The following is a 25,163-nucleotide window of genomic DNA, read 5'->3' as shown; positions in this document are numbered from 1 at the left end:
CGAGGGCAGCGACGCTACTGCGTACCGGCGCGACGAATATCGGTTTCATGCTGTCAGATGCCCGACGCCCCCGGGGACGTCATGATGCCGGCAGCCTGCAGTTCTTCACTCAGGTCACGAAGTGAGACCGCGCCGTGCAGCCACGTGGGGGCGCTGATTTCGATCCGCCCTTCCAGCAACGCCCGGGCCGACCAAGCACCGATCACAGCTGTTGCCACCGACTGCTCACGCCCCGTCGCCCACGCCTGCATGCCACCGTGGTCACGCGCGACGATGGCCCAGCGATCGCCTCCCGGCATGACCGACGGCGTGAACCGAGACAGCCACGGCGCGTGCGTCATGGCGGCGAGCCCTACCGTCATCAGCCGGGAATCGAGCCGTAGGTAGGTTCGGACCGGAACTGCCAGCTCCTCCGTCAACCGGTGCTGGTCTGCGAAATCCGCTCGCAACGACGCGAATCGCCGATATCCCGATTCACTGGGGAAATCGAACTTCTTGCCTGCGGTGAAGTTCTTGACGGACGATCCGTCCGGGTCGTCGAATCTCGTGCCGAGCAATCCGTAGGTCCACTCCGTGGCCGCCGCCCCGTGTCGTTCCCCTGCACCGAGCCCGATGGCAACATCGACCCCTGTCGAACTTTCCGAGAAGGCCTCACGGGCAAGGATTCCCGACAACCCAGGTGCAATTCCGACCCCGACGAGCACAGGCCCTCGAACTGCGTTCAATGCCTGCGTGTACGAGCTGGTCGCCGAGATGTCGACGAAGGGGATGTCGCGTCCTGCGGAGATCCGCGCGAGGTCGGCGTCCTCGCTTCCCGATGCGTTGACTACCACGCCGACGCCGTTCAACGCCTCCATGTACGCACTGTGGTCGCGGAGATCAATAGCGAGATCCGCTCGTGCCGGATCGCGTCCCGCCGAGACAGTAGCGACACCATCCGCTCGAAGCGTGTCGACGATGCGTCGGCCGACGGCGCCGTATCCGCCGAGAACGAGAACTGTCATCAGAAACCCTCTCTAGAGTGGAGAACTAGAGTACTACTCTAGAGCTAGACTCTTCTCCGTGGTCAATTCCTCCGACACCAGCGCTCGCTCGAAGATTCTCACTGCGGCCCACCCGCTGTTCGTCGGCGGCGGATACGCGTCGACGACCATCAAGCAGATCGCAACCGACGCGGGAGTCGCAGTGCAGACCGTGTACTTCGTGTTCGGCAACAAGCGCGCGGTCCTCGAAGCGGTGCTCGACCGCGCGATCGCGGGCGACGAACTCCCCATTGCCACTCTCGACAGGCAATGGGTCGCCGCCGCCGTCGCCGCCTCGGACCCCGCAGAACACCTGCGAATCCACGTGCACGCCGCCAGCCTCGTCTCCGAACGCGTCGCGGGAATTCTGCTCGCGGTCCGCGCGGGCGCACACGCCGATCCGGACGTGGCAGCACTGTGGCGAACCAACGTCGAGCAGCGAGTCATCGTGCTTCGGCATCTCATGACCTCGCTGGCCCAGAAGGTCGACGGCATGGACGTCGAGACCTGCGTGGATGTCGCCCTGGCGCTGTTGAGTCCCGAGAACTTCACTTTGCTCGTCGACGATCGCGGATGGACGACGGAAGAGTACGAAGCCTGGGTGGTCGAAGGACTCGCGGCGGCAGCCGAGTGTGGATGACAACAACTATCTGTCGCCGCATCGACCGTCTATCTCCTAGGGTGGTCCCTCGTGGGAACTTCTGACGCACACAGTGCCGACCCGACCATCGACCCGGCAGGTGCCGCCGCAACTGCGGCCGCCGCCATCGCCGAAGCAACCGGCGTCGCCGCACACTCGGTAGCGATCGTTCTCGGCTCGGGCTGGCAGGCCGCCGCCGATCGGTTCGGTGAACCGACAGCGACCATTCGCATGGCCGATCTCCCTGGGTTCGCGCCGCCGTCGGCGTCGGGACACTCAGGAACCATCACCTCGGTCAATGTCGGAGGGACGCACACCCTCCTACTCCAAGGCCGTACGCACGCATACGAAGGTCACGAGCTTCGACGCGTCGTGCACCCGGTGCGCACCGCCATCGCTGCCGGGTCCGGCACCGTCGTGTTGACCAATGCAGCGGGCGGAATCCGCGAGGGCATGAGCGTCGGACAACCGGTCTTGATCTCGGATCACCTCAACCTCACTGCCCGGTCACCGTTGATCGGCGCCGAGTTCGTCGATCTCGTCGACGCCTACTCCCCCGAGCTTCGCACTCTCGCGCGCAGCATCGATCCCACTCTCGAGGAAGGCGTCTACGCCGGCCTACCGGGTCCGCACTACGAGACGCCCGCCGAAATCCGCATGCTCCGAACGATCGGAGCCGATCTCGTCGGCATGTCGACGGTGCACGAAACCATTGCCGCACGCGCGCTCGGTGCCCGGGTCCTCGGAGTCTCGCTCGTGACCAACCTCGCTGCCGGCATGACGGGTGAACACCTCGACCACAAGGAAGTCCTCGAGGCAGGTAAGGCTTCGGCGTCGCGTATGGGCGAGTTGCTGCACCGACTGGTCTCGACGCTGTGACATCCGATCTCTCCGAACAGCTTTCCGAGTGGATTGCCGGAGATCCGGACCCGACCACCCGCGACGAGCTGGCAGAGCTCTCCGAATCCGAACTGACCGAGCGCTTCCGGGCTCCCCTGAGTTTCGGTACCGCTGGTCTGCGCGGCGAGGTGCGGGCAGGACCGAACGGAATGAACGTCGCTGTCGTCGTTCGCACCACGGCCGGAATCTGTGCGTGGTTGCAGAAGAAGTGCCTCGGCGGGTCGACGGTAGTCGTCGGCAGGGACGCACGCCACGGGTCCGAAGTGTTCGCAACTGCAGCTGCGGAAACGCTTGCAGCTGCCGGGTCCTCGGTGGTTCTACTCCCCCGCCCGCTCCCGACGCCTGTGCTGGCCTTCGCCGTTCGCGCTCTGGATGCCGATCTGGGTGTTCAGATCACCGCCTCGCACAACCCTGCCGCCGACAACGGATACAAGGTCTATCTCCGCGGCGGTGCGCAGTTGGTTCCGCCTGCCGACACGGAGATCGAAGCCGAGATCGCTGCAGTGGGCCGTGCCGTCGACGTACCCCGCCGTCTCGTCACCCCGGGCGGCGCCGACGTGACTGCTCGCTACCTCGACACTCTGCCCGCGCTCGTGCACGCACCTCGTCGAAACATCCGCATCGCGCTGACACCGCTGCACGGCGTCGGCGGCGAGGTTGCACTCACCGCGCTGCGCGGACTCGGCTTCCTCGACGTCCACGTCGTGACAAGCCAATTCGATCCGGACCCAGAGTTTCCCACCGTCACGTTTCCCAATCCGGAGGAGCCAGGAGCAGCCGACGCTCTCCTCGCCCTCGCTGCAGAGGTGGATGCCGACCTCGCGATCGCACTGGATCCCGATGCCGACCGGTGCGCGATCGGCGTGCCCGGCCCTGGGGGCTGGCGAATGCTCAGCGGCGACGAAACCGGGGCTCTGCTTGCCGATCACATCCTGAAGTCGGCGCCACCGGACTCGTTGGTGGCCAACACCATCGTGTCCTCTCAACTGCTCTCGGCGTTGGCACCCGCACGCGGCGCCAGGTACGCGCGGACGCTGACCGGATTCAAGTGGCTGGTACGCGCAGGGTCCGGCCTGGTCTACGCCTACGAGGAGGCAATCGGCCACTGCGTGGATCCGACGACGGTGAACGACAAGGACGGTATCTCGGCGGCAGTTGTGCTCGCGGACCTGGTTGCACAACTGAAGTCCGACGGTCGGACGCTTCTCGACGTTCTCGACGACCTCGCGGTGGAATTCGGAGTCCATGCAGGCGCCCAGGTGTCGAAGCGAGTCGACGATCTCGGCCTGATCGACTCGATGATGGCGCGGCTGCGTTCCGATCCTCCGGCCGAATTGGCCTCTCGCGCAGTCACAGTAACCGACATGCTCACTTCACGCGGTCCGCTGAGAACCGATGCCGTCGAGCTCGCCGGAAACGGAATCCGCGTCATCGTGCGGCCATCGGGAACCGAGCCGAAGGTGAAGGCCTATCTCGAGGTCGTCGAGCCGGCCGGCTCGCGTGAGGACCTGGCGAGAGCACGAGCCACGGCCGACGCCACATTGGACCAACTCCGGCAGTTCGCACGGACTCTCTAGAACAGGGCTGATTGCACGGCGGGCAACTCGGAGGTGTAGTCCCCGAACGTCACCCGGCGTCCCTTCAGTTCGTGCAGGTCGACGACGAACGACGCATCCTCGTCGGGGGTGCGTTCCTTCATGGTGACACGATCGTTCAGCCTCACCACTGCCGCCTGGCCGATGCAGGCGTCGACGGTGAAACCGTGCGTGCCGGTGGTGATGTCGAGGGGATACGCGAGCCTGTTTCCCGACGCCAGATCACGAAATCCGGCCGTACGCCATGGCTCGTCCACGACGCGGTAGGTCACCTCGTCGATGGCGGGTTCGATCATCGTGCGGACACGAGCGGCGAGCGCCGTCGTCGCGGCGTCGATGCGGTCGGTGTCGATCGGAAGCGCCAACGCTGCGGCCTTGGCAGAGGATCGAACAGCTTGCCGGACCTGGAGCTGCTCGGTCACGCTGTCCTCCAGCACCCGAATCACTTTGCCGTCCTCGGCTCGTGCCACGTAGTGCGCGCAGATCGCACCTTGTTCGGCGAGGCGCCCCCATTTCCTGGTGTCGGCTGCCGTACCCACCTTGTGCACTCCGTTCGCGAACGTCGCGATGTAGAGCCAATGCGGTTGCATCACATGCGCTTCGAGCTCGCGGGATACGAACCCGCCACGATGAATGGTGTGCACGAACCGAAATCCGTCCTTGGATTCGCATTCCGAACACTGAGTGCCCACGTCCACCGGGCTCTGTCGCGGGCACGGAACGTACTCCGAACCTGCGCCCGAACGAAAAGCGACACGACCGGTGCACCAGCGCTGCGCGCCCGCAGAAGCGAAGCCGAGTCGTCCGCCGCGCAGTTCCACGTGCTCGACTGCCTTCGTCTCGATGTCGACGACGCGAAGACGAGGGTCGCCCTCACGCGCCGGCCAGGTGACGCCGAGGACGAGCGAGATGCTCAGCGCGGGCCGAACTGACGATCGCCCGCGTCGCCGAGACCCGGCACGATGAAGGCGTCGTCGTTGAGTCCGTCGTCGATGCTCGCGGCGACGAGTCGCACCGGCAGTCCCGACGCCTCGAGCGCCGCGACACCTTCGGGGGCGGCGACGACGCAGATAGCGGTGACGTCCGCTGCTCCCCGCTCGACGAGCAGTTCGATGGTGTGGACCATCGAACCTCCCGTTGCCAGCATCGGGTCGAGCACATAGACCGGAGTCCGCGACAGGTCATCCGGCAGCGACTCCATGTACGGAACCGGCTGGTGCGTCTCCTCGTCGCGCGCCATCCCGACGAATCCGACGCGTGACTGTGGGATCAGGCCACTTGCCTTCTCCACCATTCCCAGTCCCGCCCTGAGCACCGGGACGAGCAGCGGCGGACGCGCCAGTCGCGTGCCCTTTGTAGTAGCGACCGGCGTCGTCACGTCGAACGTGTCGATGTCGGCGTCGCGGGTGGCCTCGTACACCAGCATGTGGGTGAGCTGGCGGAGTGCGGACCGAAATGTTGCGTTGTCGCTGCGCTCGTCGCGCATCGTCGTCAGCAGTGCAGCGGCCAGTGGATGGTCGACCACGTGAGTTTCCATTCCGACAGGATAAATGTGGGAACCGATCGGCCGTCACGTGCGTCGAAGATATGTGTAGGAGTTTTTCGTGCGCCGTCGAGGAATCCATGGGGGAATCGGTGACAGAGATATCGGCAGTATCTGCGGGAGTGCACGCGTACGCGACGACGATGGGAGCGGCCGCCGCTCAGGTCGCTACAGCGGCTGCTGCGACAACTGCGTGCGGGCCTGCCGTTCTCACACCGGTGTTCGGGCTGATCGGCACCGAGTTTCTCGCTGCATTCACCGGAGTGCACAGTGCGCACGGGGCCGCAGTCGGCAGGCTCGCCGAGACGGTGGCCAGCCTCGGTGCCGCGGCATCGGCGTCCAGCGCAGCCTATGACCTCGCCGACGCCCAGACCGCCGCGAGCCTGATGTGATCGAGCTGCTCGCCAAACCCATCACCGACCTACTCGGCGCTTTCGGGTCCGGCATCGTTCCCAGCGGTGGACCAGCCGACGTGCTGCGATCCTCGTCGCGGGCGCTCGAGTCGGTTCAGAGCATCGGACAATCGGCGGTCGGCGAACTTGCCTCAGCATGGAGTGGACCGGCTGCCACCGCCGCAATCGAACTCGCCGGGCAGGCGCACACGAGCGCTCTCGGACTGTCCGATCATGGCGTCGAGATCGCGGCAGTAGTCGATCGCGCCTGTGAAAAGGTCCAGGCCGGACTTGCCGAACTGCAGGGCATTCTGCAGTCCTTCATCTCGGTAGCAGGCGCCGGCGCACCCATGCTGTTCACCCCGGCAGGGCAGTCGATGCTGATCGCGACGGCTATCGAACACCTGCAGCGCGCGCTGGCGGTCGTGGCTCGCGTGCGCGGCGAGCTTGCCGTCCACACCGCTGAGATCAGTGCCTACACCGCTCCTCCGCCGGTTCCCCAACCCGCGGGCGCAGCGCCTACGACGGCACCGGCATCTGCTCCTGCCGCAGCGGGATCGGACCCGGGCAGCCAATTCGGGCAGAACTTCGCCAGGACGCTGTCGTCGTCCGCGTCCTCGGTCCTTCCCGACACTCCGTCGAACCTGATGACCTCACCGGCAACGGCAACCGTCCCCGCGGGGCAGAGCTCAGATGCGTCCATGTTCACCGGCAACCCTCAGCGAACATCGGCGGACATGGGCGGCGTCGGAGGTGGTGTCCAGGTCGCACTCCCCGACGGCAGTGTCGCAATGGCGCCCAACGAGGAGGCAGCAGGCGCGGTGCGCAGTGCGCTGACACAGCAGGGCACCCCGTATGTCTGGGGTGGAACCGAGCCGGGACGCGGCCTCGACTGCAGCGGCCTGACCCAGTGGGCGTACGGCGAGCAGGGTGTCGAGCTACCGAGGCTGGCGCAGGAGCAGAACGTCGGCACCCAGGTCGGCCAGGACGAGCTCATGCCGGGCGATCTTGCAGTGTGGGACGGTCACGTCGCCATGGTCATCGGAAACGGACAGATCGTGGAAGCAGGCGATCCCGTGCAAGTCGGTGACATCCGAACCACCAACTCGGGTATGGCCTTCAAGGGCTTCTACCGGCCGACCGCATGATCGAGTCGACAGCGTGGGCCGCCACGCGCACCGATTCCGTCCGTGTCCAGGCAACCTCGGGCGGAGTTCCGACTGCCGTGCACATCGACTCACGTGAACTTCGCTTCGGCGGAACCGAATTGGCCAGGACGATCTTGGAAGTGCATGCCCGGGCAACCCAGTCCGCCATGGCTCGGCACCGCACCCGGCTCGAACGCGACGGAATGCCAGCCGACGTTCTCGACCGACTCGGCCTACCTCGTGAGTCGACCGTCGCCGATACCGAAAACGAACTGTTGGGTACCGAAGCCGCACCTGTCAGCTGGATGAAATCTCTGTGAACGATCCACTCGATGACCTGATCGATCGCGCCGACCGCGCGTTATCCGTCATGCACGACGCAACGGAGATGCTGTCTGCCCTGCGGATAGTTCGCCGATCCCCCGATGGTCTGGCCACCGTCACAGTCGACGGTTCAGGGGCAATGGTCGACCTGTACCTGCAGCCCGATCTGTCCCGCGAGTCGGCGACCCAGCTCGAAAACTCCATCGTCGTCACCGCTGCCGAGGCCGCCGGCGAGGCACTTCGGCGTCGAGCCGCCGTATTGGAGCGGATGCAAAGTTCGCTCTCAGACACCTGAGATAGGCTTCCCGCCATGGCTGGCGACATCATCCCGATCGAACTCGGTCTCACCCGCGGCGACTTCGTGACCTTGTGGGCTCCCGAATGGCACGAAGGTGACGACGAATGGGAGGCCTTTCTCGGACACGAGGAAGATCTCTACGGTTTCGAGGCGGTCGCTCACCTGGCCGCATTCATCCGTAGCAACGACGACAACGACCTCGTCGATCATCCGTCGTGGAAGATCGTGTCGGCTCTCGCCGCCAACGAGCTCGAGCCCGACGACCTTCATCGCTTCGACCTCGTCGGTGTTCCGGAACTCGTCGCTGAGGATCCCGACTCCGATATCCTCGACGAACTCGCCGCGACGTTCGAGATGGTCCAGACCATCGGCGACGTATGCGAACTCTCCACTGTCACTTCGTTCTTCGCCGGAAATCCACACTTGGGTTCGGTAGGGATCGGCGTCGACGCCTACGTCGGCAAAGACGGTCAGAATCTCTGGAACCGGATCGGAGCGTCCATCTCCAAGAGCTGGGACGCAGTCATCGATGCAATCGATTCTGTAGTCACCTCACCTGATGTCGACGCTGCCGCCGTGGACGTCGCCGAAGCCGAGCTGCTGGCAGCCACCGAGAACGAGGTCGACGTCGACGACGTGTCCGACGAGGACGATGTCGACACCCTCGACGACGATGCTCCTGACGGGGACACTGCCGACGAGGAAGTCACCCCGGATCCCATCGCCGACGCTGCCGCCGAAGAAGGGTTCTGGGCTTCGGTAGGCATCGACCCCATCCAGATCATCACCTCCGAGGACACCTACTACACATTGCGGTGCTACATCGACGACGAGCCGATCTTTCTGGGGCGCACCGGAAGCATCACGGTGTTCGGTTCCGAACGAGCTCTCGCCCGGTACCTGGCCGACGATCACGATCACGACCTGGCGAAGGTCAGCACCTACGCCGAGGTGCAGACCGCAGCGATCGACGGTTCTCTGCGCATAGACATCACCGACGACAATGTGTACGTACTGCCGGGCTTGGCAGACGATCTCGCCGAGGGACCGGAATCCGTCGATGTCGACCAGCTGGATCTGGCTGTCGAACTGTTCACCGACGCAGCGGACTTCGCCGAGGACGACTCGGTGGAAACCGCGCTCGCACGTTCGACGCCGCTCGGCTGGTATGTCTCCTACACACTCGAACCCGACCCGAACCGACTTGCACCGAGCGCGCCGTTCGAGCTGGAAGCCGAAGCGTGGCGGGCACTCGAGCGTGATTTCGAGGCCCGCCTCCGCAAGGAGTGAGCCCTACCCGACGAGCACCGCGTATCCGGGTTTGACGACGTTGTCGATCAGTTCCAGTCGTTCGTCGAACGGGATGAAGGCGGACTTCATCGCGTTGATCGTGAAGCGTTCGAGGTCGGTCCAGCCGTAGCCGAACGTCTGGACGAGGGTGTGCATCTCGCGCGACATCGTCGTATCGCTCATCAACCGGTTGTCGGTGTTGACGGTGACGCGGAACCGCAGTCGCGCAAGAAGATCGAACGGGTGCTTTTCGATGCTGTCGACGGCGCCGGTCTGCACGTTCGAGCTGGGGCAGAGTTCCAACGGCATGCGCGTGTCCCGGACGTATGCCGCGAGCAGTCCGAGTGACGGAGTTCCGTCCGATGCGACCGAAATGTCGTCGATGATGCGGACGCCGTGACCGAGGCGGTCCGTGCCGCAGAACGCGACGGCTTCCTGAATGGACGGCAGACCGAAGGCCTCCCCCGCGTGAATGGTGAAGTGCGCGTTGGCAGCTCGCATGTACTCGAAAGCATCGAGATGACGGCTGGGAGGAAATCCTGCTTCCGCTCCGGCGATGTCGAAGCCGACGACACCGCGGTCCCTGAAGCGCACCGCAAGCTCTGCTATCTCCCGTGACCGTGCGGCGTGACGCATCGCCGTCAGCAGGCATCCGACACGAATTCGCTTGCCGTTCACCCGTGCCGCTGATTCTCCAGCACGGAACCCTTCGAGAACATGCTCGACGACCTGATCCAGGGTGAGCCCTCGATCCAGGTGCTGTTCAGGGGCGAACCGCACCTCCGCGTACAGGACGCCGTCCTCGGCCAGGTCTTCCGCGCACTCACGGGCCACACGAAAGAGTCCCTCCGGCGTCTGCATGACCGCGACGGTGTGAGCGAATGTCTCCAGATACCGCTCGAGCGAACCGCTGTCGGCAGCGTTCCGAAACCACTCGCCCAAAGCAGGACCGTCCTGCGCAGGCAAGCCGTCGTATCCGCACTCGTCGGCCAATTCCAACACGGTCTGCGGCCGAAGTCCGCCGTCGAGATGGTCGTGCAGTAGAGCCTTGGGAGCCGTCTTGATGGAGGGCAGGTCGAGCGGCGTCGCGCCGCTGATCGGATTCGCGGTACTCATGAGTCGACGGTAGCCCGATCGGAACGGACTCGCGTGCGTTCGACAACGGTCCGGCGCGTCGGAAGGAGTTCGATCAAGCAACCCATTTCGTTGCATTGTTACCCTTTTGAAAACAGATCAGTCGAAACCAAGCGGAACCGCAACCGAAATCGTATCGTTTTGGACATTCGATCCGGTCTCGAGCTTGGAGTGATCATGTCTGTTGCGGATACGCCTGCGACTTCTCCACCTCCGGACGCTCCCGCGGGCAAAGGCCTGAACACGGGTGCGCTCGGTCTCGTCGGAAACATCGTCATCGGGCTGTCCGCGGTTGCTCCCGCCTACAGCCTGGCGGCGACGCTGGGATACGTCGTCCTCGCCGTCGGCGACAAGGCACCTGCGATGTTCCTCGTCGCATTCGTTCCCATGCTGCTCACGGCGTTCGCCTACCGCGAGCTAGGACGGGACACCCCGGACTGCGGCACGTCGTTCACCTGGGGAACCAAGGCCTTCGGCCCGTGGGTGGGGTGGATGGCCGGGTGGGGACTTGCCGTGTCGGCCATCATCGTGCTCGCCAACGTCGCCGAGGTCGCCGCGATCTACCTCTTCGAATTCCTTGGAATGGAAGGGGCCGCCGAGTCCACAGCAGCAAAAGTGGCGCTCGGCTCGTTCTTCATCGTGTCGATGACCTACGTCAGCTTCCGCGGCATCCTCATCAGCGAGCGCATGCAGAACGTATTGCTGGTCGTCCAATTCGGTGTGCTGATCGGCGTCTCGATCACGGCTCTGGTGAAAGTCGGCGCGGGCACGGCAGGCCCGCAGGCCATCACTCCCGAGCTCAGCTGGATCATCCCGACCGGGGTCACGATGTCCGACGCCGCGCAGGCGATCATCCTCTGCATCTTCATCTACTGGGGCTGGGATGCATGCCTCGCGGTCGGTGAGGAGACGAAGGACTCGGAGAAGACACCGGGCCGCGCCGCCGTGATCACCACGTTGATCCTCGTCGCAACGTATGTACTCGTCGGATATGCAGTGCAGTCGTTCGCGGGATTCGGCGACACCGGAATCGGCCTGAACAACCCGGACAACCTCGACGACGTGCTGACGATCCTCGGCGGCCCCGTTGCCGGCTCGGTCGTCGCGTCGTTGTTGCTTCTCACCGTGTCGATCTCGGCACTGTCCTCGACCCAGACGACCATTCTCCCCACCGCTCGCGGCACCCTGTCGATGGCTGTCTACGAGGCTATCCCGAAGCGATTCGCCAGCGTGCACCCCAGGTACATGACGCCGGGGTTCGGCACGCTGGTCATGGGGGCCTCGGCACTGGCCTTCTATCTCGTATTGACCTTCGTCAGCGCAAACGCACTGCAGGACTCGGTCGCGTCACTCGGTCTCGCAGTGGCGTTCTATTACGGAATCACCGCGTACGCGTGCGTGTGGTACTTCCGCCGGACGTTGTTCGGTTCGGTCCGAAATCTGTTCATGCGCGGAATCTTCCCGCTCCTCGGTGGACTGTCGATGACCTGGGCATTCGTGCAGAGTGCGGTGGACATGATCAAGCCCGACTACGGTTTCACTGCATACGGTCCGATCGGCGGAGTATTCGTCCTCGGCATCGGGATGCTCGTGCTCGGAATTCCACTGATGCTGCTGTGCTTCGTCGGCAACCGAGACTTCTTCCAGGGCAAGACCTTGACCGCGACCCCCGAAGTCAAGGTTCCGGACTCTTACTAGAACAGGATCACGAGATGAAACTCACCGTCGGCTATCTCGCCACCCCGAGTGGCGACGACGGCGTCGCGTTGGCCGCCGTGCTGGCGTCCGCTCTCGACGCGTCCATCGACATCGTCATCGTCATCCGCTCGGACGAGCCGGTCATGGAAGGCAGCGGCCCGTACCGAAAGGTGCTCGACGCCAAAGCCGAACAATGGTTGTCCGGCGCGCGGGCGCAGGTTCCCGAAGGCATCGAGGTGACGACACGCGTTGCTCGGCACGGATCCTTCGCGCAGGGCCTGATGGAGTTCGCCGCCGAACACGACGCCGACATGATCGTTGTCGGCGGGGCCGGTGACGGACTGCTGAACCGCCACACCGTCGGATCCGTCGCCGGTCAACTCCTCCATGCCTCGCCGGTCCCGATTGCGCTCGCCCCGCGCGGATACCGGACCGGCGCGCCGCGCAGGCTCACCGGTCTGACTGCGGCAGTCCCGACCCGCACCGGCACCGCTGATCCATCGGCCCTTGCCATCACGATTGCCAGTGCCGCACATCTTCCGCTGAGGTTGGTCTCACTCGTCTCGCTGGAGGACGACGAAGCCGATGTCGATGGTCTCGAAACTCGGCGACGCCATGTCGCTGCAGCGCAAGCCAACCTGGAAAACGCTGCTCGCAAACTCCCCGACGTGGATGGTCTCGAGTCCGTCGTCGCGGACGGATCGAGTCTCGACGAGGCGGTCGCGTCACTGCAGTGGACCGACGGCGACATCCTGTTCCTCGGCTCGAGCCGGCTCGCTGCACCGAAGCGCGTGTTTCTCGGATCCAGTGCGGCGAAGATTCTGCGATCGACCCCGGCTCCGGTGATCGTGGTTCCGCACGAGTAGGACCCCGCGCCCAAGCGGTCCGCGTTTCGCGACGGTAGCGCTCCGCACTAGTGGCACGGTTAAGCGCACGCCAGTGCACTCAACCGTGCCACTGGAGGCGGAGCCTCGGGGCCACTGGAGACGGAGCCTCGGGGCCCCTGGGGGGCTCACGAGTCGAAGCCGAGCCCGATCTTGTCCATCCCCGCGAGCCACAGCCCACGCTTGCCACGGTTTCGATCGGCCTTGGCGAACTCGCTGCGCGTGATGTTGATGCCCAACGACTTGAACGGCTCGGGCGGGAACGGCAGCGGCTTCCCGCGCACCATGTTCAGCCGAGTGCGTTCGGTGTCCCGGCCGTCGAGCAGATCGAGCGCCGTGCGTGCCCCGAAGTGCGACGCCCCGACCCCGAGGCCGGTGAAGCCGAGGACACTCGCGACCCGTCCGCCCATGCCGACATCCCAGAACGCACTGAAGCGTGAGCACGTGTCGATGGCGCCACCCCACGTGTGTGTCGCGCGAATACCATCCAGCATGGGGAACACCTGCAGTAGGTGCTCGGCGAGCAGCCCGAACGTCTCGGGGTGCTGGCGATGCCGCGAATCGGTGTCGCCCCCGAAACGGTAGATCGCGTCCCAGCCGCCGAACAGTATTCGGTCGTCGGCCGTGAGACGGAAATAGTGAAAGCGATTTCCGCTGTCGGCCAATCCTTCACGACCGGTCCAACCGATGCTGCTCAGCTGCTCGGCCGTCAGCGGTTCGGTCACGATGACGTAGTCCCACACCGGCACGATCCGCGGACGCTGCGTCCACCGGAGCGGTTTAGTCGCAGCCGTCGCAAGCAGAACCTTCGCTGCCTCGATGGTTCCGTATCCGGTCTGCACGCGCACGCCGTCACCCGACGCGCGCAGCGACTCGACCCGACTGTTCTCGTGAATCGTCACGCCCAGAGATTCCGCTGCGTCGGCCAACCCCCACGCCAACTTCGCCGGATCGATCATCATCACATCGGGGTCGAACAACGCACCCCGCGCCATCGGGGAACTGACTCTCTGTGCGAGAGCATCCTGATCCAGATAGTCCATCGATTGGCCGAGCCGCGCCGCTTCCTCGGCGAGTTCGCGCAAATCACTCGTCTGCCAGTCGAAGTTGGCGATATCGAGCTCACCGGTCCGTTCGATGTCGGCGTCGATGCCGTACTGTCGCGCGGACTTCTCGATGGCGTCGAGCGTCTGCGACCCCATTCGGAGCAGCGTGGGCAACTCGTCGGGGTAGCGATCGAGGCCGTTGCCGAGGCCGTGCGTCAAGCTGGCCGCGCAGAAGCCGCCGTTGCGTCCCGTCGCCCCTTCGGCAATGCGGTCACCGTCGAGTAGCACGATCGAACGGTCGGGATTGTCCTCCGCGGCGTGAATCGCGGCCCACAAGCCGGTGAATCCGGCGCCGACCACGACGAGATCCACCTTCGAATCGTGTCGGTACCGCGGCCGAGGCGTCGGGCGCTCGCCGCGGTCGAGCCAGAACGACTCCGGCACCGCATCGACCACCATGTCGAATCCGCGGCGTGTCGGTTTCTCGGCCCACGTCATCGACTGCCACCTCCGTGAGCGAAAACCGTTCGATGCCAAGGCTTTTGCGCGACCCCGGTGATATCGGTCATCACGTGCTTGATCGTCAGATACTCCTCGAACGAATAGCTGGACATGTCCTTGCCGAATCCCGACGCCCCTACGCCCCCGTGCGGCATCTCACTGATGATGGGGATGTGGTCGTTGATCCACACGCACCCGGCGTCGATCTCGCGTGACGCCCGTCCCGCCCGGTAGAGGTCCCGAGTCCATGCCGACGCGGCCAGCCCGAACGCGGTGTCATTGGCACGGCGCACCGCGTCGTCGTCTCCGAAGTGTTTCGAGACCGTCAGCACCGGACCGAAGATCTCGTCTCGGTACACCTCGTCCTGTTCCCCGACATCGGCGACAAGCGTCGGGACGTAGAAGGCTCCCGCCAGATCGGGCTTTGTGCCCCCGCACACGACTCTGGCTTCTGCCCTGTTCACCATTGCCGCGACGCGATCTCGATGAGCGAACGAGACGAGCGACCCCATGTCCGTGGCGGGATCGGTCGGATCGCCGACGACCACGGTGCTCATCAGCTCCGCGACGCCATCGACGAACGAGCTGTACAACGGTTCTGCGACAATGGCTCTCGTTGCCGCGGTGCAATCCTGGCCCGAGTTGATCAGCGCACCTGCGACCGCTCCATGCACGGCGGCATCGAGATCGGCGTCGTCGAACACGACGAACGGGGCCTTGCCTCCGAGCTCCAACTGCACCCGCGTGCCGTTCGCTGCGGCCTGGGCCATCACGGTCCTACCGACCGGCGTCGACCCGGTGAAGGTCATGACATCGATTCCCGGATGCCCGGACAGCGCCGCACCAGCGTCGATCCCGTTGCCGGTGACGACATTGAAGACGCCGTCGGGCACACCCGCCTCCGACGCGAGTCTCGCCAACCGCAGAGTGGTCAGCGGGGTCAGTTCGCTCGGTTTGAGGACGACGCAACATCCGGCCGCGAGCGCCGGAATCGCCTTCCAGACGGCCATCTGCAGCGGATAGTTCCACGGCGTGATGGAACCGACGACACCGACTGCGTCCCGGCGGATCGACGACTTGTGCTCGCCCGAGTACTCGCCGGACGCTTTGCCGTCCACGTTGCGAGCGGCTCCAGCAAAGAACTCGATATTGTCGATGCTGCCCGGCACATCGAATTCCGTCGCGAGTCGAATCGTCTTGCCGGTCTGGGCGACCTCTTCACGCGCGAACGTGTCGGCCTCGGCGCTGACCAGACGGGCGAGTTCACGCAGAACGGCTGCGCGATGCGACGGCATGGCCCGCGACCACTCCGGGAACGCCGAGCGCGCCGCGGCAACAGCAGAGTCGACGTCCTCGGCGGTGGCCAGGGCGAGCGTGGTCAGAGTTTCTCCCGTCGCCGGGTTCACGATCGCATGGATATCACCCGCACCGCCGACGGGGCGGCCGTCGATCCAGCAACCGGGGATCATCGATACGTTGTCCATGCCGGGAACCCTACCGACAGCACCACTGATTCTCTAGCTAGAATCGCGTTTTTCGACTGATTCTGCCGAAAACTAACACTTCTAAGACGAATTCCATACCTTCGGGGTTGAACAATCGCTCCGAAGAGTCCAGTATCGACGTATGCCCGATCAGCCGCCGGTTCCACTCGACGACGTCTCCAAAGCCATCATCGAACAGTTACAGGAGGACGGCCGACGTTCCTACTCTGCCATCGGGAAGGCTGTCGGCCTGTCCGAAGCAGCTGTGCGGCAACGAGTTCAGAAGCTCACCGAGACCGGTGTCATGCAGATCGTTGCTGTCACGGATCCGATACAGGTCGGCTTCAACCGGCAGGCGATGATCGGAATCAAGTGCACCGGTGACAGTTACGAACTCGCCGACGAACTCGCTACACAGGACGCCGTCGACTACGTCGTTCTCACAGCAGGTTCGTTCGACATCGTCGTCGAGGTCGTCTGCGAGGACGACGAGCACCTGCTGCAGATCCTCAACAAGCAGATCCGAACGTTGCCCGGCGTCACCAGCACCGAAACACTCGTCTATCTCAAACTCGTCAAACAACAATACAATTGGGGTACCCGATGACCAAGACAACAGCCGAGCTCGACGCCTCCGCGGCCAAGCACCTCTGGGGCCACTTCTCGCGTCACGGGGCAGGTATCACCCCTCCGATCATCACTCGGGGTGAGGGATCGACCATCTTCGATTCCAACGGCAAGAGTTACATCGACGGCCTGTCCGGCTTGTTCGTCGTCCAGGTCGGTCACGGCCGTGAGGAACTCGCCGAGGCTGCAGCGAAGCAGGCCAAGGAACTTTCGTTCTTTCCGCTGTGGTCGTATGTCACGCCGCCTGCCATCGAGCTCGCCGAGCGACTTGCGGGGTACGCACCGGGCGATCTCAACCGTGTCTTCTTCACCACCGGCGGCGGAGAAGCCGTCGAGAGTGCGTGGAAGCTTGCGAAGCAGTACTTCAAGAAGGTCGGCAAACCCGGTAAGCACAAGGTGATCTCACGCTCGATCGCATACCACGGAACTCCTCAGGGTGCGCTCGCGATCACCGGCATTCCGGCGCTGAAAGAGCCGTTCGAACCGCTGACGCCGGGCGCGTTCAGGGTGCCGAACACCAACATCTATCGTGCGCCGGCTCCTATGGACACCGACCCGAAGGCCTTCGGCATCTGGGCCGCGGATCGCATTGCCGAGGCAATTGAATTCGAGGGCCCCGACACCGTCGCCGCAGTGTTCCTCGAGCCTGTCCAGAACGCAGGCGGTTGCTTTCCGCCGCCGCCCGGCTATTTCGAGCGTGTCCGCGAGATCTGCGATCGCTACGACGTACTGCTGGTGTCCGACGAGGTCATCTGCGCATTCGGGCGAATCGGTTCGATGTTCGCGTGCAACGATTTCGGATACGTCCCCGACATCATCACGTGTGCGAAGGGAATGACGTCCGGATACTCCCCGATCGGCGCGATGATCGCCTCCGACAGGCTGTTCGAACCGTTCGACGACGGCACGTCCAGCTTCGCGCACGGCTATACGTTCGGCGGGCACCCGGTCTCGGCCGCAGTCGCACTGGCGAACCTCGACATCTTCGAACGCGAGGGCATCAACGCCCACGTCGCACAGACCGCACCGGCGTTTCGTGCAACGTTGGAGAAGCTGCGCGATCTTCCCATCGTCGGCGATGTTCGAGGTGAGGGATTCTTCTACGGAATCGAGTTGGTCAAGGACAAGGCCACGAAGGAGACCTTCACCGACGCCGAGGCCGAACGCATCCTGCGCGGCTTCCTCTCGACCGCACTGTTCGACGCCGGTCTGTACTGCCGTGCCGACGACCGCGGCGACCCCGTCGTCCAACTCGCTCCTCCGCTGATCTGCGGCCAGAAGGAGTTCGACGACATGGAACAGATACTCCGCAGCGTGCTCACGGAAGCCGGGAACCTTCTCTAACCGCCGATCCTCCCGAGGACGATCGGCGATGCGTCCACCGCAGTGTCGCCGATCGTCCATGCGCCCGCAATCGCCTCGGCCGCATACTCGAACTTTTCCGGCGTGTCGGTGTACAGGGTTGCGAGCGGCGCACCGACGGTGACGCGGTCACCCGGTTTCGCGTGCAGCCGCACACCTGCCGCTGCTTGCACAGCCTCACCCTGGCGCTCACGTCCGGCGCCGAGCCTCCACGCAGCGACGCCCACACCCATCGCGTCGAGCGCGGTGACCACACCGTCGGACTCTGCGCTGATGAGAAACGATTCCTTCGCCACCGGTAGCTGCGCTGCGGGATCTCCGCCCTGCGCGGCGATCATCGCTCGCCACCGATCCATGGCGGTCCCGTCGGCAAGCTTGTCGGCGGGGTCGACGCCCTCGATTCCGGCGGCCGTCAGCATCGTCCGTGCGAGCGTCAACGTCAGTTCGACGATGTCCGCAGGCCCTCCGCCGGCGAGAACATCGAGCGACTCCTCTACCTCGAGAGCGTTGCCCGCCGTCAGCCCGAGGGGGCAATCCATAGCGGTGAGCACGGCAACCGTCCGAACCCCCGCGTCGGTCCCGAGGCCGACCATCGCTTCGGCGAGTGCCCGCGCGTCGTCGATGTTCTTCATGAATGCGCCTGCCCCGACCTTGACGTCCAAGACGAGTGCGCCCGTTCCTTCGGCGATCTTCTTGCTCATGATCGAACTTGCGATGAGGGGAATCGATTCGACTGTGCCGGTGACGTCCCGCAGTGCGTAGAGCCGTTTGTCGGCGGGGGCGAGGTCTGCGCCCGCCGCACACACCACTGCGCCGACGGCAGGGTCGGCGAGTATCGCGTGGATCTCCTCGCTCGACAGATCTGCCCGCCACCCCGGAATCGACTCGAGCTTGTCCAGGGTGCCGCCGGTATGTCCGAGCCCCCGGCCGGACAGCTGTGGAACTGCGGCGCCGCATGCAGCGACGAGCGGAGCAAGCGGGAGCGTGATCTTGTCTCCCACACCGCCGGTCGAATGCTTGTCGACGGTCGGCCTCGGCAGGGACGTGAAGTCCATCCGACTTCCGGACGCGATCATCGCGGCGGTCCATCGGCTGAGCTCGGCTCTGCTCATTCCACGCCAGAGAATGGCCATTGCGAGCGCCGACATCTGTTCGTCCGCGACGATTCCCTTGGTGAACGCATCGATCACCCAGTCGATCTGCGTCGGGGTGAGTTCGTGGCCGTCCCGTTTGGCGGCAATGATCGAAACTGCGTCAGACATGGTTGCCACTGTGTCAGACGAGGTCCTGCTTGCCCGATGCGAGATCGTCGGGACCGAAGGCGGAAGGGAGCAGCTGCCCCAGAGGCGTGGGGCCTTCCACGGTGTCCACGAGCAGATCCGCCCCGCCGAACTCGAACAGCAACTGTCTGCACCGCCCACACGGCATCAGAATCGCCCCTCGGCTGTCACAGCACGAGAACGCAACCAGACGTCCGCCTCCGGTCGAATGGAGACTGGAGACCAGTCCGCACTCGGCACAGAGCCCCAATCCATATGAGACATTTTCCACATTGCATCCGGTCACAATTCGGTCGTCGTCCACTAGCGCGGCCGCACCCACCGGATAGTTGGAGTAGGGCGCATAGGCTTGCCTCATTGCCTCATGGGCTTTGTGTCGCAACGATTTCCAGTCGATTTCGGCCATGCGTCACATACAATCACGTGCACAGCCCGGCCGCAGCGCAGTTCACTGAACCGATCACGAAAAGATGGAAAGGCAAACCTAACAAGAAAAGCCAGGTCAGTACGAATCTCGAGTCGAATTAGTTCCGCGTTTCCAATGGGTTTAGAGTTCAAAGACGGCGGCTCTTCGATAACCGTTCGGAGCCGGAGTAAGACAAATCGAGCCAGGTCCGTTGCCCGGCCACCAGGCTCGACGCGTCCACCAATGACGTTGGAGGCTTTGCACTCGATGAGTAGCACCACGGAAGTCGCTCCGGCGAAGGAGCGCAAGCGGTCTCTGTACCGCGGGGATCCGGGCATGTGGTCCTGGGTTCTGCATCGCATCACGGGCGTGTTGACGTTCTTCTTCTTGTTCGTCCACGTCTTGGACACCGCCATGGTGCGTGTCAATCCCGAGACCTACGACGCGATCATCGACACCTACAAGACGCCGCTCGTCGGCCTCATGGAGATCGGTCTCGTCGCAGCAGTGCTCTACCACGCACTCAACGGCGTCCGCGTGATGCTGGTCGACTTCTGGTCACAGGGACCGAAGTACCAGAAGCTGATGCTGTGGATCATCGCCGCGATCTGGATCGTGGTCATGATTCCCGGAGCGGGCCGAATCTTCTACAACATGTTCACAGCGAGCGGGCACTGATGGCAACGACACACGGACCCGAGGCCAAGTCCCTCGGCAAGACATACGACCGTCCGGCAAGTCTGGACAACCCACGTTCGCCGAGGCGGCAGTCGCGGGGCAACTTCGAGATGTACGCATGGCTGTTCATGCGTTTCTCGGGTCTCGCGCTCGTCGTGCTCGTCCTGGGCCACATGTTCATCATGTTGATGCTCGACGAGGGCGTACACAGGATCAACTTCGCGTTCGTCGCCGGACGCTGGTCCAGCCCGTTCTGGCAGTTCTGGGACCTGACCATGCTGTGGCTCGCTCAACTGCATGGCGGCAACGGACTACGGACGATCATCGCGGACTACTCCCGCAAGGACTCGACGCGATTCTGGCTGACGGCGCTGCTCATCCTGTCGATGGTTCTCATCATGGGCTTGGGCACCTACGTCATCTTCACCTTCGATCCGAACATCTCGGCGAGCTAAGGGAACTGAAGCATTCATGCAGGAACATCGTTATGACGTGCTCATCGTCGGCGCCGGCGGCGCAGGTATGCGAGCAGCCATCGAAGCCGGTCCACAGGCCCGCACCGCGGTTCTGACCAAGCTCTACCCGACGCGCTCGCACACCGGAGCAGCGCAGGGCGGCATGTGCGCCGCCCTGGCCAACGTCGAGGAAGACAACTGGGAGTGGCACACCTTCGACACCGTCAAGGGCGGCGACTACCTCGCCGATCAGGACGCGGTCGAGATCATGGCCAAGGAAGCGATCGACGCCGTTCTCGATCTCGAGAAGATGGGTCTTCCATTCAACCGGACACCCGAGGGCAAGATCGATCAGCGGCGCTTCGGTGGCCACACGCGTGACCACGGCAAGGCGCCCGTTCGCCGTGCGTGTTACGCGGCCGACCGTACCGGCCACATGATCCTCCAGACGCTCTACCAGAACTGCGTCAAGCACGACGTCGAGTTCTACAACGAGTTCTACGCACTCGATCTGTGCCTGACCGAGACCGACAACGGTCCTGTTGCGACCGGCATCATCGCCTACGAGCTCTCGACCGGCGAACTGCACATCTTCCACGCGAAGTCGATCGTGTTCGCCACCGGCGGTTCGGGTCGCATGTACAAGACCACCTCCAATGCGCACACCCTGACCGGTGACGGCATGGGCATCGTCTTCCGCAAGGGTCTTCCCCTCGAAGACATGGAGTTTCACCAGTTCCACCCGACAGGTCTCGCCGGCCTCGGCATCTTGATCTCGGAGGCCGTTCGAGGCGAGGGCGGAATCCTCCGCAACGAGTCTGGCGAACGCTTCATGGAGCGCTACGCACCCACCATCAAGGACCTGGCACCACGCGACATCGTCGCGCGATCGATGGTTCTCGAGGTTCTCGAGGGCCGCGGCGGCGGACCGAACAAGGACTACGTCTACATCGACGTCACGCACATTCCCGAGGAAGTTCTCGACGAGAAGCTCCCCGACATCATGGAGTTCTCGCGGACCTACCTCGGCGTGGACCCCGTCAAGGAGCCCGTCCCGGTCTACCCGACGTGCCACTACGTCATGGGCGGCATCCCCACCAAGATCAACGGTGAGGTCCTACGGACCAACGACGACCACGTTCCCGGGCTCTACGCAGCGGGCGAGTGCGCGTGCGTGTCCGTACACGGAGCCAACCGTCTCGGTACCAACTCGCTACTCGACATCAACGTCTTCGGCCGTCGCGCCGGAATCGCGGCTGCCAAGTATGCCAACTCGGTCGACTTCACCCCGTTGCCCGACGAGCCCGCCAAGATGGTCCAGGATTGGCTCGCGCTCGTACTGTCGGACCACGGCCACGAGCGCGTCGCCGACATCCGCAGCGAACTCCAGCAGTCGATGGACAACAACGCGTCGGTGTTCCGCACGCAGGAGCGCCTCGAAACCGCACTCAAGGACGTCCGCGCCCTCAAGGAGCGGTACAACCACATCACCGTGCAGGACAAGGGAGCTCGCTACAACAGCGATCTACTCGAAGCCGTCGAACTGGGCTTCCTGCTCGAGATGGCAGAGGTCACCGTCGTCGGTGCGCTCAACCGCAAGGAATCGCGCGGCGGACACGCTCGCGAGGACTACCCGGACCGCAACGACGCCGAGTACATGAAGCACACCATGGCCTACAAAGAGGGCGTTGGCCTGCTCACCGACATCCGTCTGGAATACAAGCCGGTAGTCCAGACCCGCTACGAGCCGATGGAGCGGAAGTACTGATATGAGCGCCCCCACTCTCGACAAAGCCGACCACTCGTCCGATCTGCCCGTGCCCAACGGTTCGGTCATGGTGACCCTCAAGATCGCTCGCTTCAACCCGGAGAGCGGTGACGGACAGCGCTGGGACAGCTTTCAGGTACCGACGCTGCCGACAGACCGTTTGCTGAACCTGCTGCACTACGTCAAGGGCTACCTCGACGGAACGTTGACGTTTCGCCGCTCGTGCGCGCACGGCGTTTGCGGAAGCGATGCAATGCGCATCAACGGCGTCAACCGTCTCGCCTGCAAGGTGCTGATGCGCGACATGCTGCCGAAGGATTCCTCGAAGACGCTGACCATCACGATCGAACCCATCAGGGGCTTGCCGGTCGAGAAGGATCTCATCGTCGACATGGAACCGTTCTTCGACGCATTCCGTGCGGTCAAGCCGTTCCTGATGACGACCGGTAACGAGCCGACCCGCGAGCGGATCCAGTCCGCCGCCGATCGCGCTCGCTTCGACGACACGACCAAGTGCATCCTGTGCGCATGCTGCACGACGTCGTGCCCGGTCTACTGGAGCGACGGCAGCTACTTCGGTCCGGCTGCCATCGTCAATGCACACCGGTTCATCTTCGACAGCCGCGACGAAGGTGCATCCGAGCGCCTGGACATCCTCAACGATGTCGAGGGTGTGTGGCGCTGCCGCACGACGTTCAACTGCACCGACGCGTGCCCCCGTGGCATCCAGGTGACCAAGGCGATTCAGGAGGTCAAGCGCGCGCTGCTCTTCGCTCGCTAGACTCGTCCGCACAAGATGGGCCACTGCAACCCGCAGTGGCCCATCTTTGTGTTTCGGTGTCGTGCACGTCCCGGCCCCGGCCAGGCGCGGGTAAGGTCAGCCCACGCCCAACCGGACGTCCGGGGCGCCGAGCCGCGCGGCATCGGCCGTGTCGTCGTCGAGCTCCTGCTGCGAATCACGTTCGGCCTGCACTCGTAGCCGATAGTGCTCGATTTCCTCGGACACGTGTTGATCGTCCCAACCCAGGACCGGCGCCACGAGGCGCGCGACTTCGACCGCTGCCGCATCGCCGCGGTCCGGGACCTCGATCGAAATACGAGTACGACGCGTGAGAATGTCGTCGAGATGCTGTGCGCCCTCGTGGCTTGCCGCGTACACCGCCTCGGCGCGCAAGTACTCCGGCGCAGTGTCGAGCGGTAGACCGAGCTCCGAGTCCGCCTCGATCATGTCCAGCAGTTCGGCGGTCAGCGTGCCGTACCGACCCAGCAGATGCTCGATGCGTGAGACTCGCATGCCGGTACGTTCGGCCGTCAGAGAGCGAGAATTGTAGGCACCGAGATATCCGTCGGCTCCGACGAGTGGAATGTTCTCGGTGACGCACTTGGGCACGTTCCGCTCGAGGCCGTGCACCGCAGCGTCGACTGCGTCCTTGGCCATCACGCGGTAGGTGGTGTACTTGCCGCCGGCGATGACAGTCAGGCCACGTACTGGGCTCGAGACGGCATGTTCACGGGAAAGCGTACTGGTGGAGTCGGATTCACCGAACAGCAGCGGCCTCAGTCCCGCGTATACACCGACGACATCGTCGCGATCGAGTGGATCGGCCAACAGCTTGTTGACGTGCCCGAGAATGTAGTCGATGTCGCTACAGCTCGCAGCCGGGTGCGCCAGGTCGAGCGTCCAGTCCGTATCGGTGGTGCCGATGATCCAGTGACTACCCCAGGGAATGACGAACAGCAGGGACTTCTCGGTCCGGGTGATGATGCCGGTGGCACTGTTGATTCGATTACGCGGCACCACCAGATGCACGCCTTTCGACGCTCGCACCTGGAATTGTCCTCGGCCACCGACCATTTGCTGAACCTCGTCGGTCCACACCCCGGCGGCATTGATCACCTGCTTCGCCCTCACTTCGAAGGTGCGACCAGTTTCGAGATCGCACGCGAGAACGCCGACCACCTTGTCGTCTTCCCGTAAGAAGCCGGTGACGCGAGCGCTGTTGGCGCACAATGCGCCGTGGGCAGCGGCTGTGCGCGCGAGCATCATGGTGTGACGGGCGTCGTCGACCTGCCCCTCGTAGAACTTCACTGCTCCACGGATGGCGGAACGTTTGCCCGACGGAAACGATTCGAGGGTCTTCTTCTTGCCCAAATGCTTGTGGTGACCTGGAACGCCGCGCCCTGCACCCATGGCGTCGTACACGCCGATCCCGAGCCCGACGTAGCCGCGATCGATGATCTTCTCGAGCGGATAGATGAAGGGAACCGGACGAGCAAGGTGCGGACACAACGTGTTCAGCACCAGCGAACGCTCCCTCAATGCCTCGAACACCAGAGAGAAGTTGAACTGTTCGAGGTACCGCAGCCCACCATGGAAGAGCTTGCTCGAGCGGCTGGAGGTGCCGGCTGCGTAGTCACGAGCTTCGAGCAACCCGACCTTCAGTCCACGGGTCACAGCATCCAATGCTGTGCCCGCGCCGACGACCCCGCCGCCGATGACCAGAATGTCGAGTTCCTCCGATTCCATTCGGGCGAGGGATTCGGTACGTGCCGCCGGCGACAGCGCCGTCGTGGTGGAACTCATTCTTCATCAACCCAATCCAAAGTCCGCGTTACTGCTTTTTTCCATCCGGCGTAGAGCTTCGCCCGTTGGTCCTCGTCCATCGACGGCGTCCAGGTCTTGTCCTC

The 25,163-nt window shown here is 64.0% G+C and carries 27 protein-coding genes; 17 read left to right on the top strand and 10 right to left on the bottom strand.

Annotated elements, in window-relative coordinates; all coding sequences use genetic code 11:
- Nucleotides 1-53: 53 nt before the first annotated feature.
- Nucleotides 54-1,004, bottom strand: coding sequence for a hypothetical protein (locus tag A2J03_RS27355; RefSeq protein ID WP_068380672.1), 951 nt, complete (start codon nt 1,002-1,004; stop codon nt 54-56).
- 58 nt (nt 1,005-1,062) lie between these two features.
- On the opposite strand from A2J03_RS27355, the gene A2J03_RS27350 reads away from it, so the two are divergent.
- From A2J03_RS27350 to A2J03_RS27340, 3 genes are read left to right on the top strand one after another with little or no spacing between them, the layout of a single operon-like run.
- A complete protein-coding gene (locus A2J03_RS27350; RefSeq protein WP_068380669.1) occupies nt 1,063-1,662 on the top strand; it encodes a TetR/AcrR family transcriptional regulator in 600 nt (199 codons plus the stop codon).
- 51 nt (nt 1,663-1,713) lie between these two features.
- Nucleotides 1,714-2,541: a purine-nucleoside phosphorylase gene (locus tag A2J03_RS27345; protein ID WP_082898127.1), complete on the top strand. Its 828-nt coding sequence runs from the start codon at nt 1,714-1,716 to the stop codon at nt 2,539-2,541.
- Entirely contained in the window at nt 2,538-4,139 is a 1,602-nt protein-coding gene (locus A2J03_RS27340; protein ID WP_068380665.1) for a phospho-sugar mutase, read from the top strand. Before A2J03_RS27345 ends, A2J03_RS27340 begins: the two co-directional genes overlap by 4 nt.
- Here A2J03_RS27340 and A2J03_RS27335 read toward each other — a convergent pair.
- Entirely contained in the window at nt 4,136-4,801 is a 666-nt protein-coding gene (locus A2J03_RS27335) for a DUF2797 domain-containing protein (protein ID WP_068380747.1), read from the bottom strand. The two genes, A2J03_RS27340 and A2J03_RS27335, sit on opposite strands and share 4 nt — an antisense overlap.
- On the opposite strand from A2J03_RS27335, the gene A2J03_RS27330 reads away from it, so the two are divergent.
- A complete protein-coding gene (locus A2J03_RS27330; protein ID WP_082898126.1) occupies nt 4,796-5,089 on the top strand; it encodes a hypothetical protein in 294 nt (97 codons plus the stop codon). The genes A2J03_RS27335 and A2J03_RS27330 overlap by 6 nt on opposite strands.
- Here A2J03_RS27330 and upp read toward each other — a convergent pair.
- Entirely contained in the window at nt 5,071-5,694 is a 624-nt protein-coding gene (gene upp / locus A2J03_RS27325; RefSeq protein WP_068380662.1) for a uracil phosphoribosyltransferase, read from the bottom strand. The two genes, A2J03_RS27330 and upp, sit on opposite strands and share 19 nt — an antisense overlap.
- A 98-nt stretch (nt 5,695-5,792) precedes the next feature.
- Between upp and A2J03_RS27320 the strand changes: the two genes are divergently transcribed.
- The 5 genes from A2J03_RS27320 to A2J03_RS27300 are packed head-to-tail and all read left to right on the top strand — an operon-like array spanning nt 5,793 to nt 9,152.
- A complete protein-coding gene (locus A2J03_RS27320; RefSeq protein WP_231912735.1) occupies nt 5,793-6,092 on the top strand; it encodes a type VII secretion target in 300 nt (99 codons plus the stop codon).
- A complete protein-coding gene (locus A2J03_RS27315; protein WP_068380660.1) occupies nt 6,089-7,240 on the top strand; it encodes a C40 family peptidase in 1,152 nt (383 codons plus the stop codon). Before A2J03_RS27320 ends, A2J03_RS27315 begins: the two co-directional genes overlap by 4 nt.
- On the top strand, nt 7,237-7,560 hold the full coding sequence (locus tag A2J03_RS27310) for a hypothetical protein (protein ID WP_068380657.1): 324 nt from the start codon (nt 7,237-7,239) through the stop codon (nt 7,558-7,560). The genes A2J03_RS27315 and A2J03_RS27310 overlap by 4 nt, the downstream gene beginning before the upstream one ends.
- Complete coding sequence (locus tag A2J03_RS27305) at nt 7,557-7,859, top strand: YbaB/EbfC family nucleoid-associated protein (RefSeq protein ID WP_231912734.1); 303 nt, start codon at nt 7,557-7,559, stop codon at nt 7,857-7,859. The genes A2J03_RS27310 and A2J03_RS27305 overlap by 4 nt, the downstream gene beginning before the upstream one ends.
- A 15-nt stretch (nt 7,860-7,874) precedes the next feature.
- Nucleotides 7,875-9,152, top strand: a complete 1,278-nt coding sequence (locus tag A2J03_RS27300; RefSeq protein ID WP_068380652.1) for a primosomal protein — start codon at nt 7,875-7,877, stop codon at nt 9,150-9,152.
- Nucleotides 9,153-9,155: 3 nt separating this feature from the next.
- Here A2J03_RS27300 and A2J03_RS27295 read toward each other — a convergent pair whose 3' ends face one another.
- Entirely contained in the window at nt 9,156-10,268 is a 1,113-nt protein-coding gene (locus A2J03_RS27295; RefSeq protein ID WP_068380649.1) for an adenosine deaminase, read from the bottom strand.
- Between the two features lie 195 nt (nt 10,269-10,463).
- Here A2J03_RS27295 and A2J03_RS27290 point away from each other — a divergent pair, with 195 nt between their 5' ends.
- The gene (locus tag A2J03_RS27290) at nt 10,464-11,984 is read left to right on the top strand and encodes an APC family permease (protein WP_068380729.1); all 1,521 of its coding nucleotides are present in this window, start codon (nt 10,464-10,466) and stop codon (nt 11,982-11,984) included.
- Nucleotides 11,985-11,998: 14 nt separating this feature from the next.
- Complete coding sequence (locus A2J03_RS27285) at nt 11,999-12,850, top strand: universal stress protein (protein ID WP_068380648.1); 852 nt, start codon at nt 11,999-12,001, stop codon at nt 12,848-12,850.
- Nucleotides 12,851-12,996: 146 nt separating this feature from the next.
- On the opposite strand, the gene A2J03_RS27280 is transcribed toward A2J03_RS27285, so the two are convergent.
- Both A2J03_RS27280 and A2J03_RS27275 read right to left on the bottom strand, forming a co-directional pair.
- Nucleotides 12,997-14,412 carry an NAD(P)/FAD-dependent oxidoreductase gene (locus A2J03_RS27280; protein ID WP_068380647.1) on the bottom strand — a complete coding sequence of 472 codons (1,416 nt, stop codon included), beginning with the start codon at nt 14,410-14,412 and terminating at the stop codon, nt 12,997-12,999.
- Nucleotides 14,409-15,899 (bottom strand): gamma-aminobutyraldehyde dehydrogenase, encoded by a 1,491-nt coding sequence (locus tag A2J03_RS27275; protein WP_068380634.1) that lies wholly within the window; start codon nt 15,897-15,899, stop codon nt 14,409-14,411. Before A2J03_RS27275 ends, A2J03_RS27280 begins: the two co-directional genes overlap by 4 nt.
- Nucleotides 15,900-16,041: 142 nt before the next feature.
- Between A2J03_RS27275 and A2J03_RS27270 the strand changes: the two genes are divergently transcribed.
- Both A2J03_RS27270 and A2J03_RS27265 read left to right on the top strand, forming a co-directional pair.
- The gene (locus A2J03_RS27270; protein ID WP_068380633.1) at nt 16,042-16,506 is read left to right on the top strand and encodes an Lrp/AsnC family transcriptional regulator; all 465 of its coding nucleotides are present in this window, start codon (nt 16,042-16,044) and stop codon (nt 16,504-16,506) included.
- Nucleotides 16,503-17,870 (top strand): aspartate aminotransferase family protein, encoded by a 1,368-nt coding sequence (locus A2J03_RS27265; protein WP_068380629.1) that lies wholly within the window; start codon nt 16,503-16,505, stop codon nt 17,868-17,870. Before A2J03_RS27270 ends, A2J03_RS27265 begins: the two co-directional genes overlap by 4 nt.
- Here the strand turns inward: A2J03_RS27265 and A2J03_RS27260 are convergent.
- Both A2J03_RS27260 and A2J03_RS27255 read right to left on the bottom strand, forming a co-directional pair.
- On the bottom strand, nt 17,867-19,150 hold the full coding sequence (locus A2J03_RS27260; RefSeq protein ID WP_068380627.1) for a thymidine phosphorylase: 1,284 nt from the start codon (nt 19,148-19,150) through the stop codon (nt 17,867-17,869). The genes A2J03_RS27265 and A2J03_RS27260 overlap by 4 nt on opposite strands.
- Before the next feature lie 13 nt (nt 19,151-19,163).
- On the bottom strand, nt 19,164-19,574 hold the full coding sequence (locus A2J03_RS27255) for a cytidine deaminase (protein ID WP_068380624.1): 411 nt from the start codon (nt 19,572-19,574) through the stop codon (nt 19,164-19,166).
- A gap of 336 nt (nt 19,575-19,910) precedes the next feature.
- Here A2J03_RS27255 and sdhC point away from each other — a divergent pair, with 336 nt between their 5' ends.
- From sdhC to A2J03_RS27235, 4 genes are read left to right on the top strand one after another with little or no spacing between them, the layout of a single operon-like run.
- Nucleotides 19,911-20,252 carry a succinate dehydrogenase, cytochrome b556 subunit gene (gene sdhC / locus A2J03_RS27250; RefSeq protein ID WP_068380726.1) on the top strand — a complete coding sequence of 114 codons (342 nt, stop codon included), beginning with the start codon at nt 19,911-19,913 and terminating at the stop codon, nt 20,250-20,252.
- Complete coding sequence (locus A2J03_RS27245) at nt 20,252-20,707, top strand: succinate dehydrogenase hydrophobic membrane anchor subunit (protein ID WP_068380618.1); 456 nt, start codon at nt 20,252-20,254, stop codon at nt 20,705-20,707. Before sdhC ends, A2J03_RS27245 begins: the two co-directional genes overlap by 1 nt.
- 16 nt (nt 20,708-20,723) lie before the next feature.
- Nucleotides 20,724-22,475 carry a succinate dehydrogenase flavoprotein subunit gene (gene sdhA / locus A2J03_RS27240; RefSeq protein WP_068380614.1) on the top strand — a complete coding sequence of 584 codons (1,752 nt, stop codon included), beginning with the start codon at nt 20,724-20,726 and terminating at the stop codon, nt 22,473-22,475.
- 1 nt (nt 22,476) lies between these two features.
- Entirely contained in the window at nt 22,477-23,256 is a 780-nt protein-coding gene (locus A2J03_RS27235; protein ID WP_068380607.1) for a succinate dehydrogenase iron-sulfur subunit, read from the top strand.
- A 96-nt stretch (nt 23,257-23,352) separates the two neighbouring features.
- Here A2J03_RS27235 and A2J03_RS27230 read toward each other — a convergent pair whose 3' ends face one another.
- Both A2J03_RS27230 and A2J03_RS31840 read right to left on the bottom strand, forming a co-directional pair.
- On the bottom strand, nt 23,353-25,059 hold the full coding sequence (locus A2J03_RS27230; protein ID WP_068380604.1) for a glycerol-3-phosphate dehydrogenase/oxidase: 1,707 nt from the start codon (nt 25,057-25,059) through the stop codon (nt 23,353-23,355).
- A partial coding sequence (locus A2J03_RS31840) for a hypothetical protein (RefSeq protein WP_231912736.1) occupies nt 25,056-25,163 on the bottom strand: 108 nt, incomplete at its 5' end. The genes A2J03_RS31840 and A2J03_RS27230, both read right to left, overlap by 4 nt.

This window comes from Rhodococcus sp. EPR-157, from assembly GCF_001647195.1.
GTDB lineage: Bacteria > Actinomycetota > Actinomycetes > Mycobacteriales > Mycobacteriaceae > Rhodococcoides.
This window is presented reverse-complemented; position numbering and strand designations above follow the sequence as displayed.

Excerpts from the sequence above, each read along its gene's own strand:
- A2J03_RS27275 (WP_068380634.1), bottom strand. The coding sequence starts at position 15,899 with ATGGACAACGTATCGATGATCCCCGGTTGCTGGATCGACGGCCGCCCC.
- A2J03_RS27255 (WP_068380624.1), bottom strand. The coding sequence starts at position 19,574 with ATGGCCGAAATCGACTGGAAATCGTTGCGACACAAAGCCCATGAGGCA.
- A2J03_RS27355 (WP_068380672.1), bottom strand. The coding sequence starts at position 1,004 with ATGACAGTTCTCGTTCTCGGCGGATACGGCGCCGTCGGCCGACGCATC.
- A2J03_RS27285 (WP_068380648.1), top strand. The coding sequence starts at position 11,999 with ATGAAACTCACCGTCGGCTATCTCGCCACCCCGAGTGGCGACGACGGC.
- A2J03_RS27260 (WP_068380627.1), bottom strand. The coding sequence starts at position 19,150 with ATGTCTGACGCAGTTTCGATCATTGCCGCCAAACGGGACGGCCACGAA.
- A2J03_RS27300 (WP_068380652.1), top strand. The coding sequence starts at position 7,875 with ATGGCTGGCGACATCATCCCGATCGAACTCGGTCTCACCCGCGGCGAC.
- A2J03_RS27290 (WP_068380729.1), top strand. The coding sequence starts at position 10,464 with ATGTCTGTTGCGGATACGCCTGCGACTTCTCCACCTCCGGACGCTCCC.
- A2J03_RS27265 (WP_068380629.1), top strand. The coding sequence starts at position 16,503 with ATGACCAAGACAACAGCCGAGCTCGACGCCTCCGCGGCCAAGCACCTC.
- upp (WP_068380662.1), bottom strand. The coding sequence starts at position 5,694 with ATGGAAACTCACGTGGTCGACCATCCACTGGCCGCTGCACTGCTGACG.
- A2J03_RS27235 (WP_068380607.1), top strand. The coding sequence starts at position 22,477 with ATGAGCGCCCCCACTCTCGACAAAGCCGACCACTCGTCCGATCTGCCC.
- A2J03_RS27310 (WP_068380657.1), top strand. The coding sequence starts at position 7,237 with ATGATCGAGTCGACAGCGTGGGCCGCCACGCGCACCGATTCCGTCCGT.
- A2J03_RS27280 (WP_068380647.1), bottom strand. The coding sequence starts at position 14,412 with ATGACGTGGGCCGAGAAACCGACACGCCGCGGATTCGACATGGTGGTC.
- A2J03_RS27295 (WP_068380649.1), bottom strand. The coding sequence starts at position 10,268 with ATGAGTACCGCGAATCCGATCAGCGGCGCGACGCCGCTCGACCTGCCC.
- sdhC (WP_068380726.1), top strand. The coding sequence starts at position 19,911 with ATGTGGTCCTGGGTTCTGCATCGCATCACGGGCGTGTTGACGTTCTTC.
- A2J03_RS27230 (WP_068380604.1), bottom strand. The coding sequence starts at position 25,059 with ATGAGTTCCACCACGACGGCGCTGTCGCCGGCGGCACGTACCGAATCC.
- sdhA (WP_068380614.1), top strand. The coding sequence starts at position 20,724 with ATGCAGGAACATCGTTATGACGTGCTCATCGTCGGCGCCGGCGGCGCA.
- A2J03_RS27245 (WP_068380618.1), top strand. The coding sequence starts at position 20,252 with ATGGCAACGACACACGGACCCGAGGCCAAGTCCCTCGGCAAGACATAC.
- A2J03_RS27270 (WP_068380633.1), top strand. The coding sequence starts at position 16,042 with ATGCCCGATCAGCCGCCGGTTCCACTCGACGACGTCTCCAAAGCCATC.